The sequence below is a fragment of the Bacillus cereus group sp. Bc061 genome (genome assembly GCF_027715825.1).
Classification (GTDB): domain Bacteria; phylum Bacillota; class Bacilli; order Bacillales; family Bacillaceae_G; genus Bacillus_A; species Bacillus_A paranthracis.
On sequence record NZ_JAQFTZ010000001.1, the window covers coordinates 750,053 to 764,402 of the forward strand.

A 14,350-nucleotide genomic window follows, 5' to 3' on the forward strand; every position below is an offset into this window, starting at 1 on the left:
TTTCTCATCAAATTTTAATGTAAGCTTAATTGTGCTCTCTTTTTTCACCTTTAATATAAGCCGTAGATACGAAAGATATATAAGGTGAAGGGAGACATAATACATGCGTATTTTAGTTGTACCATCAGGGTTTAAAGAAAGTTTAGGGGCGAAGGAAGCTGCCGATGTAATGAAAGAGGGGATTTTAAAAGTTATGCCACTTGCTACTGTAGAGACTTTACCGATGGTTGATGGCGGGGAAGGGTTTACAGAGGCAATTATAAATATTACTGGTGGGAAAATGTATGAAGTACAAGTAACGGGACCTGTTGGAGATGAGATACAATCTTATTTTGGTGTTTTTGAAACGAGAAACGGTGAGCGTACAGCTGTTATTGAAATGGCTGCGGCAGCTGGGTTACGCCTTGTACCGAGAGATTTACGTGATCCAAGGAAAACGACTACTCACGGTGTTGGACAGTTAATAGAATTAGCTTTAAACAAAGGAGTAGATCGTATATTAATAGGATGTGGTGATTCAGGTACGTCTGATGGAGGTGCTGGTATGGCTGAAGCGTTAGGTGTAAAGTTTTTAAATGAAGATGAAAAGGAAATACAAATTCAAGGTGGCACCTCTTTATTACAAGTTTCAAAAATAGATACGTCACAAGTAGATCCTAGATTAAGACATGTCCAAATCGATGTTGCTTGTAATTGGTTTAATCAATTATGCGGTGAGCATGGAGTAGCTAGAGTGTTTGGTCCGCAAAAGGGTGCTAACGAAGCACAAGTAATAGAACTAGAAAAAGCATTGGAACGCTATGCTTCTATTATAAAAAAAGATATAGGGATAGATGTACATCATACACCAGGAGGTGGTGCATCTGGCGGTCTTGGTGCTGGACTGCAAGCTTTAATTGGGGCAACGCTTCACCCGAGATACGACATTATTATGAAGTATATGGATCTAAATAAATTATTGTTAAAGTGTGATCTTGTATTTACCGCGGAAGGAAGTATAGATTTTCAAACACCACGTGGGAAAATTCCAGCTGAGGTGGCTAAATGTGCAAAAAGATATGGATTACCAGTAATAGCGTTAGTAGGGACAGTTGGTAAAGGGGCACGTATTAATTACGATTACGGAATTGATGCATATACAAGCATATTACCAATGCCATCTTCATTAGAAAATGCATTTTCTAATGCGGAGAAATGGCTTCGTGATTGTACAGAGAGTACGATGCGTACAGTTTTAGTTGGCTATCAAATCGCTTCTCGTTTAAATAAAAGTGGGTACGTATCATGATTGAAAAAAATGTAGTGGAATTACATGTGGATAATAATGATACTCCGAAAGTTAAGTCATCCTGGGTTCTGCCCGTAGCACTTATATTAATTGTAGAAATAGTTCTTTTGCTTCCATCATCATTAACGATGGAAGCAAAATGGAGTTTGTTTGGGTTTTGCTCTGCAATTATATTATGGACAACAACAACGATAAATTCGGCCTATATTGCACTCGGTTCTGTATTATTTCTAATTATTTCAGGAACAGCAAAGCAAGATCTTTTATTTGATTCGCTAGCTTCGGATGTCATTTGGCTTATGATCGGTTCGTTTATTTTAGGAAGAGCACTTCAAATTACCGGTCTAGCTGAAAAAATGACGTACTTTGTTGTGAATCGTGCTCGTAATATATCAGGATTATGCTGGATTTTAACAATGATTATTCAAATACTTGCCTTTTTTATTCCATCTACATCGGGACGCGCAGCGGTTGTATTACCTGTTTTTCAAGCTATATGTAAAGAAATTGGAAGTAGAAGAATTGCGAAAGCATTAGCAATTTTAATGCCTACTGTGATTTTAGTTTCAACAAGTTCTACAATTATTGGGGCAGGCTCACATTTAATCGCTCTAGATATGTTAAATGAATTTAATAATAAAAACATTACATTTGTAGAGTGGTTAATATGGGGATTACCATTTGGAATTATAATGAGCTTTATAAGTTGTCGCGTAATATTAGTACTATTTTTAGACAAAGAGGAAGTAAAAATGAAACTGCAACAGAAAAAGGTTAAGTTTGAATTATCGCGAAATGAAAAGTATACAATAAGTATTTTATTAGCGATGGTAGCATTTTGGCTAACGGAATGGTTACACGGTTTGGAAATTGCAACCGTAACTATAATAGGGGTATTTTTATTAACTTTACCAAAACTCGGCGTAATGCAGTGGAAAGAAAGTTTAAAAGGTGTCTCGTGGAACTTAATTTTATTTGTTGGAGCAGCAATTGCATTAGGGAAATCATTAATGGAAAGTGGTGCAGCGCAATGGATTATGCAGAAGTTATTTTCTATAACAAAATTTATTGATGGTCAATCAATTTTCATTGTGCTACTAGTAATTGTTATTCTTTCCGTAACATCACATTTATATATTACATCTCACACTACGAGAGCGGTAATTTTTATTCCGCCACTACTATACTTTGCAAGTAGTCTACAATTAAATGAAGTAGCTGTCTTATTTTTAGGTATTGTTGGAATGAATTATTGTTTAACCTTTCCGGTCAGTTCTAAAGCACTACTATTATTTCAAGAAAGTGATAGAGAAACTTTTCAACCACAAGATTTATTAAAATTAAGTAGTTATTTAAGCGTTATTTATATATTTGTAATGGTTATATTTTACTATGCATATTGGCAATGGGTTGGATTGTCTCTTTAAAAATCAGGAATATATTTCATTCCTGATTTTTTTCATTAAGGAGAAAATATATTGGGTATTTTTTCTTTTGAAGGAAAGTATTACTTGTTATACTAAAATGGTGCAAATATATATTATAGGAGGCTTTTATGGGAGAAAGGATTTTAATCGTTGAGGATGAAGAAAAAATTGCTCGTGTCGTGCAGTTAGAATTAGAATTTGAAGGATATGAAAGTAAAATTGCAAAAACAGGTACAGAGGCAATGGAAAAGTTCGGCAATGGTAACTGGGATTTAATATTACTTGATGTAATGCTTCCAAATATAAGTGGGTTAGAAGTTCTTCGAAGAATACGTTTGAAAAATGCTGTAATACCTATTATTTTATTAACTGCTCGTGACTCAGTTGTTGATAAAGTGAGTGGCTTAGATCAAGGGGCAAGTGATTATATTACAAAGCCATTTCAAATCGAAGAACTTTTAGCGAGAATTAGAGCATGTTTAAGAATTTCAAACGTAATAAAAGAAGAGGAGCATAGTAGTTATCAAGTTGCTGATTTATATTTAGACGAGAAAACACGTGAGGTAAAAAGAGGGAATAATCTAGTCGACTTAACACCACGTGAATTTGATTTATTACACTTTCTAATGAAACATGAAAATCAAGTGTTAAATCGAGAACAGATCGTAACGAATGTTTGGGGATTTGATTATTATGGTGATACAAATGTAGTCGATGTATATATTCGATATTTACGTAAAAAAGTAGATTGTAATATAGACGTACCGCTTATTCACACTGTTAGAGGTGTTGGTTATGTCTTAAAGGTGTAATATATGAAAATTAAAAATAAAATATATTTATTTTCTACAGTATGGTTACTACTTATTTTGTTACTTATTAATAGTTCTATATATTTTTTGTTTTATAAAGTGACTACGAACGGAGAGTTAGAACGTTTAAAACGTGAGGCAGTACATATTATAGAAGGAATGAATGCAGAATCAGCAAAAGAAATAGACGCAGTAAATCTGTTGCAACCGTACTTACCATCAAACGGTATGATTAGAGTTATTAATGAAAATTCAAAGGTAATGATTAGACAAGAAGTAGATAGTACAAAACCAATCCCAGCAGTAAATACGAAATTTGAAAGAAGAGAATCGGCGGGAATTTATGAGAAGAATGGAGGGGAATTTGCTTATATAAAAATACCAATCATTTGGCATGATGGAAAAATCGTTTCGTTAGAAATGACAGAACGTTTAGATAGTTTGCAAGAGAATTTGAATATGTTAAAAAGTGTATTAGTTATTGCATCACTTTTCGTTTTAATTCCGTCTTTTTTTGCGGGAAGAATGTTAAGTAAACTCATTTTAAAACCTGTAAATTCTTTAATACAAACAATGGAGCATATACAGGATAGAGGGATATTCAAAAAAATACCGCTTGAGAAAAAATCAAAAGATGAATTGCACAAAATGGGAACGACATTTAATAAAATGATCGATTTATTACATCAGAACTTTGAAAAGCAGCAACAGTTCATTTCAGATGCTTCGCATGAATTAAGAACACCGTTAACAGTTATTGAAAGTTATGCAAAATTATTAAAAAGATGGGGAATGAAAAAACAAGATGTTTTGGAAGAATCTGTAGAAGCGATTTATTCTGAGGCAGTAAGAATGAAAGGTATGACGAATCAAATGTTGCTTCTTGCAAACAGCAGTGCTGAGTGGAATTTGGAGACTAACGAATCAGATTTGGTCCGATTATGTAAGATGACTGCAGAACAACTAGAAAAAACATATAATCGGGATTTTCGTGTTATTACAGAGGAAGAAAAGATTGTTGTAAATATTGACGAACAAAAAATAAAACAAGTATTAGTAGTTTTATTAGATAATGCAATGAAATACAGTAAAGATTCTATAGATATTATAGTAGGAATACAAAAAGAAAAAGTCTATTTTTCTATTCAAGATTACGGTTTTGGAATTCCTAAGGAAGATATACAGAAAGTGTTTGATCGCTTTTTTCGAGTTGATAAAGCGAGGAGTAGGGAAACAGGCGGTACTGGTTTAGGTTTATCGATTGCGAAACAAATTATTGATGCTCATGAAGGTGATATACAACTGGAAAGTGAAGAGGGAAAATGGACGAAAGTTACAGTGTATTTGCCTTTTTTTTATAAAGAGATGGGAGCTTGAAAATGAAAAAGAAATGGAAGGTTGCATTGTTACTTTGTTTTGTGCTTGTTAGTGTAGCTTTTGTATCACAACGTATCATTTCTAAGCAAGGAGACACAATATTATCTGAAAAACAAATTCAAAATATTGTGTCGGAACAATATCCTGGAAAAATTAAAAGCATGAAATTAGTAAATAAAGGGGAACTAGATTTTTACAAGGTAAATCTATCAAATGAACAAGGCTCATATGAAATAATAGTAGATGCTCAAAATGGAGAGATAAAACGCGCTAAAGAAATATCATTAAAAAGTAATACAATAACGAAAGAGAAAGCGGAAGAAATGGCGCTACAGAAAGTACAAGGTGAAATTAAACTTACTATATTAGAAAAGAGAAATGAGATAGAAGTGTTTGTAATTACGGTAGAAACAAATGATAAACAAAGTAAGGTAGTTGAGATTGAAAAAACAACTGGTCAAATTCAATTGTTAGAGAAGCCGATGACAAAAATTACAGAAGAGCAGGCAAAAGAAATTGCAGTGCAGCAAGTGCCAGGAAATGTAAAGAGAATTAGGCTTGAGCAAAAAAATGAAAAGAATATATATGTAATAGAAATAGAGAAAAGTGCAAATGAGAATGTGATAGTAGAAATTGAAGAAAATACAGGCGCTTTTATTGGTACTTCACAAATACAAAAAGTTATAACAGAAGAGCAGGCGAAAGAAGTTGCGTTACAAAAAGTACCAGGTGGATTTATAGAGAAGGTAAGTGTAGTTGATATAAATGGTACGTCTACCTACCAAATTATTATAAAAAAACAGACAGAAACGGTCGATGTAAGGATACATACGATAACAGGTGAAGTCATTTCTACTACATCGGTAAATAGCGCTATTCAGCAAAAGGAGTCATCACAACAACAAGATGAAGATGATCAAGAAGAAGGCAATGATGATCAAGAAGATGATGACGAAGGGTAATCACAACAATAAACGGATTCTCATCAAATTTTAATGTTTCTCACAGTTTTCTTTCATTTTAACATTTTAGTATGTAAGGAAGAAAGAAATAAAGAGGAGGAACATGAAATGAAATTATGGATTGGAATCGTAATGGTGCTTTTAATTGGTGGAGGGACAACATATGGTGTAAATGCAATGGAACATGAAGAAACGGGATTTGAAGAGATAAAAGAAAAAAGTTATAAAAGTAAAGAGCTTAGTCCGGAAACAGCTAAACAAATTGCAGTTGAAAAAGTAAATGGAGTTGTAGAGGGAATTGATGTAGAACGTATGGACGATAATGGTGTATATGAAATAGAGATAGAAACAAATGTAGGTGAGGAAGAAATATATATTAATAAGAAAAACGGGAATATTATAGCGAAAAAGGAATTTGAATTAATAAAAAATGAAGATGATATGGATCATGATGATCTAGATGATTAATAACATTGCTTTATTGTACAAAGTTACAATGGAACATTCTTTTCGACAAAAAAATTAATATATAGCTTGACAGTTACAAATATAACCGATATACTTCATATTAATTTCAAAAGAAAATATATTCTAAATATTAAAATGTGTTGAATAGGAGTAGTAAGGTCGTATATTTGTACAGAGAGCTATGGGTTGGTGTGACATAGTCAAATGACATCCTGAACTCGCCTAGGAGCAGTAAGGTGGAACGGAATCACATTCTTAGTAAATCTTAACGGTTAACCTTCGATATTAGGTTTGTAATCAAACGATTACTACTAAGGTGGATTCATAATGGAATCAATAAGGGTGGTACCGCGTTAAGTAAATGGCTTAGCGTCTCTTTATATAGAGACGTTGAGCCATTTTTTTATTTTATGGAAATAGAAATGGAGGGTTTATTCGGATTGGTCTATAAAATTTAATTATTTATATAAAATGATTTTATTAGGAGGAAAATGAGATGAAACAGACGGAGCAATGGACTTCGAAATTAGGTTTTATAATGGCTGCAGCCGGATCGGCAATTGGACTTGGCGCAATATGGAAGTTTCCTTATATCGCCGGCAAGAGCGGGGGAGGAGCATTCTTTTTAATCTTTATATTATTTACTGTATTAATTGGATTACCACTACTTATAGCTGAATTTATGATTGGACGTAGTACGCAGAAACAAGCAGTTGGCGCATTTAAAAGTATTGCACCAAATACAGGGTGGCACTGGATTGGACGCCTTGGCGTCGGAACGTGTTTTATACTACTTTCGTTTTATAGTGTTGTAGGTGGATGGGTGTTAATTTATTTATTCAGAGGAGTAACGGGACAACTTATTACTCCAGGACAAAATTACGGTTCATTATTTACTGAAACAATTGGAAATCCTGTTTGGGCAATTATGGGACATTTCGCTTTTATGTTCATTACGATTTGGGTCGTATCAAAAGGTGTACAAAACGGAATTGAAAAAGCAAGTAAATATATGTTGCCAGCGTTGTTCGTTTTATTTGTCGCTCTTATTGTTCGCTCATTAACACTTGATAATGCAATGGAAGGTGTGAAGTTTTTCTTACAACCAGACTTCTCAAAGATTACTTCAGAAAGTATTTTGTTCGCAATGGGGCAATCTTTCTTTGCGATTAGTATCGGGATCTCGATTATGGTCACATATAGTTCCTATTTAAATAAAAAAGAAAGTTTACCAAAATCAGCAATAACAATTGTTGGATTGAATTTATTTGTTTCATTATTTGCAGGACTTGCAATTTTTCCGGCCGTATTTTCATTAGGAATGGAGCCAACAGAAGGGCCTGGATTACTATTTATCGTATTACCATCAGTATTTAGTCAAATTCCATTTGGTGGGTTTTTCTTAACAGTATTCCTTGCACTATTTACATTTGCGACATTAACATCGGCATTTTCACTATTAGAGACAGTTGTTTCAGCAGTAGCAAATGGCGAACAAGAAAGAAGAACAAAGTTATCATGGATGATCGGTTTCTGCATTTTCTTAGTAGGTATACCATCAGCGTTATCATTTGGAGTATGGAGTGATATTACGATTTTCGGAAAGAATATTTTTGATGCAGTAGACTTCTTATCTAGTAATATATTAATGCCACTTGGTGCACTATTCATTAGTATTTTCGTTTCATTTAAAATGGAAAAAAAGGTATTAGAAGCAGAGTTTTTTGTAGGTGGAAATTATGGAAAGAAAGTATTTACTTGTTGGGCGTTTTTACTTCGATTTGTAGCACCACTCGCAATCATTATCGTCTTTTTAAATGTAATAGGGATTATTTAACAGTTGATGTTATAATATTCAGTAAAAAAAGAAGGTGATGATCATAAAGGCGAATTTGATAGAAGCAGGGAAATACATGCATATTAGAGGAAAAAAGCTATACGTTGAAACGCATGGAAACCCTAAAAATAAACCAGTTCTATACTTGCATGGTGGACCAGGAGAAAGTTGTTACGATTTTTCATTTCATCAAGCGGAACGTTTAAAAGATTCTTTATATGTAATTATGATAGATCAAAGAGGTGTTTGTCGCTCAGAAGAAATTACTGAGGACGAAGATTTTGGATTAAAAGATTTAATTGAAGACTGTGAGGAATTAAAAAAAGTATTACAAATTGAGAAGTGGTCTGTAATTGGACATTCTTTCGGTGGATATGTAGCATTGTTATATGCGTCGATATATCCAAGTTCAATAGAGAAAATAATATTTGAAGGGCCAACTTTCGATTTTGCATTAACAAGTAGAGCTTTATTACAAAAGACAGCGGACTTATTAAAAAAATATGGAAAAGAAGAAGTAGCAAAAGCGTGTATATTTTATTCATCTAGCAATGCTTGTTCAGAAGAGTTGTTAGAAGCTTATATAAGATTAAGTGATGAATTAGAAGAAAAAAGAATGGAGATTTACAATAATAAGGAAGATGAGACAGATGAGAGTTTATATAGTGATGAAGAGTGGGAAGAATTTTCAAATCGCTCCAAAATTCACTTTGATAGATTAAAATTAGAGGGAGCATGTCATACGTCATTATTATCTAAAATAAAAGATGTACAGAATCCAATGTTATTAATAGTAGGAAAATATGATGTTGTAACGTGTGAAAAACAAATTGAAATATTTAATAAAGATGCCCGAAACGGCAAGTATATCGTATTTGAAGAAAGTGGTCATTCACCTCATTATGAGGAAGCAAATAGGTTTGCAGAAACAGTCATACATTTTTTGAAATGAAGAAAAGGGTGCTTCTCTAAATAAGAAGCATCCTTTCTAAATTTCTGGATATGTGATTGTAATGCTAGGCCACTTACTTTGCCAGTTCTTTTTAATAACTCTGTTTTTGTACATATGTATACGCTCTTTCGATTCCAGAAAATGAGCTGTTGGTCTCACTTGTAAGGAAAGAACATCTTCAATGCCGCACGGAGCTGTTAATATAACATTGTTTTTTTCGTCTAATGTAACCCCTAAAGACGTTGCTGTTTCAGGGAATTTAGAAATAGCATCAACAGAAGAAGAATACGGTGGCATATTATTTACTACGTGCATACGAGCTTGATTCTTTACAGACCAAGGGATAGTAGCATCCATATTCATTAATTTCGTTTCTAATGATTGTTCGTATATCTCATCTTTATGTAGACTATCATAATAAATCACATCAACATCAGGCATAGTCGTTTTAGCTTCATAGTTATGTAAAGTATCCCAAATTTTAGAACGAACAAACCCGGCACAAATCCACCAATCAGGTAATTCTAGTGATTTTGCTAATTGTAATACGTCCATCATCCATTCGTCGTTTTCTATTAAGCGAATGATATGTTGCTCTGTTTGGATATTCATTGATATATTCACCTTTCTAGTAAATTAATGTATTAGTTCAATAATCCATAAAATCCAGTAAGCACCTGGTACAAATAGTAGTTGTGCTAATAATGTACCGAAAAGTCTAGAAATCATTAGCCAACCGTACATTTTACTCATAGACTCAGCACCATTCTCTGATTGTAAAGCACGTTCTGTTAAAAGAGCGATGCGTGGATCGAGTAGTACGGTTAATAAAATTGTAGCAAAACCATTTACAAGACCAGAAGCTGTACTTGCGTTTGTTGCATAATCTGGATTTAGAAATGAAGCGTAAAGGGCAGAAAGAACACCTGCTGTATAAATGGCAGTAGCAAACATATTAATAAGCATAATACGTTTTGGAATACCACCAATGCGTAGTCTATGAATCATTTCTAACTTTGGAAAGCGTACATATTTTTTGGTGTACTTTAACTTTTGAATGTTATTCGTCTTCATCATTCGAATGAATGAACCATCTGTTTCAAAATTTTGAATGACGTATCCAAATAGTTTTGTCAAAGTTGGATACAGTATAATCGCAAGTAATGTACCGATAGAAGCAGATAATAGAACGAGACGTATAATATGCTCTAAATCAATAGAAGAATCTAGTTTTGCTTCATCGACAATACCACCGATTAAAAAGGCTTGTAGTAAGTTAGATGTTCTAGAAATAAGCAGTACCATTCCTACGACGGATAAGGCAACGGCAATCTTTTTTAAACGTACACCAGCTAATCGAATACTATAAGAGCTAGTTTCAACCGCATGGATAATAATTGTGAAAGCCATTATAAAAATTAACGTAATTGACATTTGTTTCACCAGTTTCTATTAAAATAATTGTAACTTTTTCACTTTACCATATGTATCTTTTTTTGTAACTGAAAGTATGTGACATAGGAAAAGTAATTTTTCAGAAAAAAAGATAATGATAGTATTATAATAGAAGGGAAAGAGGGGAGATCTGTTATAGGTTACTTATAAAGTAAAATGAGTGGGGGATTGAAACGTGTACACAACATATTTATTTGATTTAGATGGAACATTGACGGATCCGAAAGAAGGGATTGTCAATTCAGTATTGTATGCATTAAAAAAGGTTGGCATTGAAGAATTACATATAAGCGAGTTAGATTCATTTATTGGTCCACCCATCCAGCAATCATTTGTAGAGAGATATAATATGAATGAAGGAGAAGTTGAACGAGCTGTTTTTTATTTCAGAGAATATTTAAAGCAACGTGGATTGTTAGAGAATAATGTTTACGAGGGTATTCCAAATCTTTTAAAACAATTAAAAGATACTGGAAATCGTTTATTTATAGCAACTTCAAAGCCTACTATATTTGCTGAACAAGTTGTAGAGTATTTTCAACTAACAAATTATTTCGAAGGTATCATTGGAAGTAATTTAGATGGTACAAGAATAAAAAAAGAAGAAATCATTGCTCATATTTTACAAACAAATGAAGAACTTAATAAAGAAGAAATTGTTATGATTGGAGATAGAAAGCACGATATAATCGGCGCGAATCATAATGAAATTGCATCGATCGGCGTTTTATATGGCTATGGTAGTGAAATGGAATTGACTGAAGTTGGTGCGACTCATATCGTAAATGATGTAAAAGAACTACATCATTTTTGTTTAGAAAATAGTTTGATAAAGAAGTAAATATAGAGACTAATAATCCCTTTATAACGTATGATGATGAAATCGTTTTTTGTTTAAAGGGATTTTTCATATGTAATCGAATACTTATAATTAGACATTTTTAGCATGAAAAATTTGTATGAATAAGAGGAGGGATGTCAGAATCAAAAGATTAGTAGTAGAAGTTTATCAATAAAAGTTTGAATCTTCTGTTAAAGGAGGGGTATAATTGGAGCTAGTTATTATATTATTAGCACTTAGTTTACTTATGTTTGTAGCTTATAGAGGCTTTTCTGTTATTTTATTTGCACCGATTTTTGCTTTATTTGCAGTGTTTTTGACAGAGCCTAGTTTTGTATTACCTTTCTTTTCGAATATTTTTATGGAGAAAATGGTAGGTTTTATTAAACTATATTTTCCTGTATTTTTACTTGGAGCAATATTTGGGAAAGTAGTAGAAATGTCAGGAATTGCGGACTCAATTGCAAAGACAATTATAGAGTTAGTTGGTGAAAAACGTACGATATTAGCAATTGTATTAATGGGGGCTATTTTAACATATAGCGGTGTTAGTGTGTATGTAGTAGTGTTTGCTGTATATCCATTCGCAGCAAAGCTGTTTCGACAAGCGAATATTCCAAAACGTTTAATCCCTGGAACGATTGTTCTTGGAGCAGTCACGTTTACGATGGATGCGCTACCTGGATCACCACAAATTCAAAACGTAATACCTACAACGTTTTTTAAAACAGACATTTATGCTGCGCCGGTACTTGGTATTGTAGGGGCAATTTTTGTACTTACGTTAGGTTTACTATATTTAGAGAGTAGACGTAAGAAGGCGAAAGCAGCTGGAGAAGGATATTTTGGTTTTAACGATGGGAATACGGAAATGGCAGCTTCTTTACAAGTAGAACAAAAAGATATGCCGTTACTGAAAAGCCTTGAAATTACAAGAGCACAGCAAGTAATTGCTTTTATACCACTTGTTTTAGTAGGTGTAATGAATAAAGTTTTTACTATCATGATACCGAAGTGGTATCCGAATGGTTTTGATTTTTCTACAATTGGTATGAAAGCATTTGGAAAAGTAGAATTAAGTGCAGTAGTTGGAATTTGGTCGGTAGAATTGGCACTTATAATAGGTATTGTAACAACGTTATTATTATATTGGAAACGAGTCGTAACAGGATTTCAAGCTGGATTGAATACAAGTATTGGCGGAGCGTTACTTGCGACAATGAATACAGGAGCTGAGTTTGGTTTTGGTGGTGTCATCGCCGCACTTCCAGGTTTTGCAATCATGAGAGATGGCATTTCTGCCACATTCACAAACCCTCTCGTGAATGGAGCAGTCACGACGAATATTTTAGCCGGTATTACAGGCTCTGCATCAGGAGGAATGGGAATCGTTTTAAGTGCAATGGGAGATAAGTTTATTGCAGCGGCTCATCAATTTGATATTCCGTTAGAAGTAATGCATCGTATCGTATCAATGGCATCAGGAGGAATGGATACACTACCACATAACGGGGCTATTATTACTATTCTTACAGTAACCGGATTAACTCATAAACAGTCATATAAAGATATTTTTGCAATTACAGTTTTGAAAACGCTTGCTGTATTTTTAGTTATCACGTTCTATACTTTAACAGGGATTTATTAAATAGATATTTTATAGACGAAAACATGAATTAGGGAAAGAAGAGGTGGAGTGGTTGCAAGAAGTTGCTGAGTTTCGTATGCCGAAGTCTGTATTATATGGAAGAAATTCGCTTGAAAAACTGGGGGAACAATCCAAGAAATTCGGGAAAAGAGCGTTTATAGTTACGGATACAATTATGGAGAATTTAGGATATGTTGAGAGTTGTATACAACAATTAAATACAAAAGGTATTACCGTTATTACATATAATAAAGTAAATGCTGAGCCTACAAATATACACGTGTTAGAGGCGTTAACTATTTGTAAAGAGGAAAAGTGTGATTTTATTATTGGTCTTGGTGGTGGAAGTTGTATTGATGCAGCAAAAGCAGTTGCGGTGTTATATACAAATGGCGGAGAAGTAGAAGATTATGTCCAAAAGGATATGGAAATAGACAATGATCCGCTACCGCTCATTGCAATTCCAACAACTTCGGGTACTGGGTCAGAAGTAACAAGTGTAGCAGTAATTACGAATAAACGAACAGATGTAAAAATGATGATGAAGCATCCGAGTTTTACCCCGCAAGTAGCGATTATTGATCCGATTTTAACACGTTCTGTACCACCTCATATTACAGCAGCAACAGGGATCGATGCATTATGTCATGCAGTCGAAGCATATATTTCTAAAGTTTCACAATCACTTACAGATGTACTCGCTCTTTCAGCAATTGAAAGTATTATGAAATATTTACGTATTGCTTATGAAGATGGGGAGAATATGGAGGCAAGAGAAGCGATGATGATTGCTTCCTTACAAGCTGGAATTGCATTTTCAAACGCATCTGTTACGTTAGTTCATGGAATGTCGAGGCCAGTTGGGGCATTATTTCATGTACCACACGGTATATCAAATGCAATACTATTACCTACAGTTTTAGAATATACAAAAGGTAGTGCGGTAAAAAGATTAGCGGAAATTGGCCGCTGTTTAAATAAAGATTTGCATTCCTATTGTGATGAAGAAGTAGCCGACTACACGCTGGGGGAAATAAAAAAACTTTGTTTTGATCTTCGTATTCCAAATTTAAAAGAATACGGAATTGGTGAAGTTGAATTTGAAAAAGCTATTTCTAAAATGGCGTCAGATGCAATTGAAAGTGGAAGTCCAGCAAATAACCCACGTGTGCCATCATATGATGAAATTAAACAGTTGTATCGAGAATGTTTTCATTATCGATATGAAGATTCTATAAAAACATTAGGTGATTAATTTCAGAATATTCTTATAAAATTTCCTT

Annotated in this window: 13 protein-coding genes and 1 other annotated feature; of the genes, 11 read left to right on the plus strand and 2 right to left on the minus strand. The window is 33.6% G+C overall.

Features of this window, described 5'->3' with window-relative positions; all coding sequences use genetic code 11:
• Nucleotides 1–103: 103 nt before the first annotated feature.
• The 8 genes from PDQ40_RS03860 to PDQ40_RS03895 all read left to right on the plus strand — a co-directional run bounded on the left by PDQ40_RS03860 (nucleotide 104) and on the right by PDQ40_RS03895 (nucleotide 9,123).
• On the plus strand, nucleotides 104–1,288 hold the full coding sequence (locus tag PDQ40_RS03860) for a glycerate kinase family protein (protein ID WP_001221973.1): 1,185 nt from the start codon (nucleotides 104–106) through the stop codon (nucleotides 1,286–1,288).
• Nucleotides 1,285–2,715, plus strand: a complete 1,431-nt coding sequence (locus PDQ40_RS03865) for an SLC13 family permease (RefSeq protein ID WP_000570743.1) — start codon at nucleotides 1,285–1,287, stop codon at nucleotides 2,713–2,715. Before PDQ40_RS03860 ends, PDQ40_RS03865 begins: the two co-directional genes overlap by 4 nt.
• 128 nt (nucleotides 2,716–2,843) lie before the next feature.
• Complete coding sequence (locus PDQ40_RS03870; protein ID WP_000504583.1) at nucleotides 2,844–3,527, plus strand: response regulator transcription factor; 684 nt, start codon at nucleotides 2,844–2,846, stop codon at nucleotides 3,525–3,527.
• A gap of 3 nt (nucleotides 3,528–3,530) precedes the next feature.
• Nucleotides 3,531–4,904: a sensor histidine kinase gene (locus PDQ40_RS03875; RefSeq protein WP_000694910.1), complete on the plus strand. Its 1,374-nt coding sequence runs from the start codon at nucleotides 3,531–3,533 to the stop codon at nucleotides 4,902–4,904.
• Nucleotides 4,905–4,906: 2 nt separating this feature from the next.
• Entirely contained in the window at nucleotides 4,907–5,866 is a 960-nt protein-coding gene (locus tag PDQ40_RS03880) for a PepSY domain-containing protein (protein ID WP_002170261.1), read from the plus strand.
• A gap of 108 nt (nucleotides 5,867–5,974) precedes the next feature.
• The gene (locus tag PDQ40_RS03885) at nucleotides 5,975–6,334 is read left to right on the plus strand and encodes a PepSY domain-containing protein (RefSeq protein WP_000780504.1); all 360 of its coding nucleotides are present in this window, start codon (nucleotides 5,975–5,977) and stop codon (nucleotides 6,332–6,334) included.
• A 131-nt stretch (nucleotides 6,335–6,465) separates the two neighbouring features.
• Nucleotides 6,466–6,714, plus strand: a binding site (T-box leader).
• Nucleotides 6,715–6,830: 116 nt separating this feature from the next.
• On the plus strand, nucleotides 6,831–8,171 hold the full coding sequence (locus PDQ40_RS03890) for a sodium-dependent transporter (RefSeq protein ID WP_000814557.1): 1,341 nt from the start codon (nucleotides 6,831–6,833) through the stop codon (nucleotides 8,169–8,171).
• Between the two features lie 37 nt (nucleotides 8,172–8,208).
• Entirely contained in the window at nucleotides 8,209–9,123 is a 915-nt protein-coding gene (locus PDQ40_RS03895; protein WP_214328960.1) for an alpha/beta fold hydrolase, read from the plus strand.
• A 36-nt stretch (nucleotides 9,124–9,159) separates the two neighbouring features.
• On the opposite strand, the gene PDQ40_RS03900 is transcribed toward PDQ40_RS03895, so the two are convergent.
• Together PDQ40_RS03900 and PDQ40_RS03905 are read right to left on the minus strand one after the other, a co-directional pair.
• Nucleotides 9,160–9,735, minus strand: a complete 576-nt coding sequence (locus tag PDQ40_RS03900) for a nucleotidyltransferase family protein (protein ID WP_001025798.1) — start codon at nucleotides 9,733–9,735, stop codon at nucleotides 9,160–9,162.
• Between the two features lie 24 nt (nucleotides 9,736–9,759).
• The gene (locus PDQ40_RS03905; RefSeq protein ID WP_000028910.1) at nucleotides 9,760–10,557 is read right to left on the minus strand and encodes a lipid II flippase Amj family protein; all 798 of its coding nucleotides are present in this window, start codon (nucleotides 10,555–10,557) and stop codon (nucleotides 9,760–9,762) included.
• Nucleotides 10,558–10,753: 196 nt separating this feature from the next.
• Here PDQ40_RS03905 and PDQ40_RS03910 point away from each other — a divergent pair, with 196 nt between their 5' ends.
• The 3 genes from PDQ40_RS03910 (at nucleotide 10,754) to eutG (ending at nucleotide 14,322) form a co-directional block, all read left to right on the plus strand.
• The gene (locus PDQ40_RS03910) at nucleotides 10,754–11,419 is read left to right on the plus strand and encodes an HAD family hydrolase (RefSeq protein ID WP_000288834.1); all 666 of its coding nucleotides are present in this window, start codon (nucleotides 10,754–10,756) and stop codon (nucleotides 11,417–11,419) included.
• Between the two features lie 208 nt (nucleotides 11,420–11,627).
• Nucleotides 11,628–13,067 carry a GntP family permease gene (locus PDQ40_RS03915; RefSeq protein WP_000424317.1) on the plus strand — a complete coding sequence of 480 codons (1,440 nt, stop codon included), beginning with the start codon at nucleotides 11,628–11,630 and terminating at the stop codon, nucleotides 13,065–13,067.
• Nucleotides 13,068–13,119: 52 nt separating this feature from the next.
• Nucleotides 13,120–14,322: an alcohol dehydrogenase EutG gene (gene eutG, locus PDQ40_RS03920; protein WP_270691399.1), complete on the plus strand. Its 1,203-nt coding sequence runs from the start codon at nucleotides 13,120–13,122 to the stop codon at nucleotides 14,320–14,322.
• The last annotated feature ends 28 nt before the right edge of the window (nucleotides 14,323–14,350 follow it).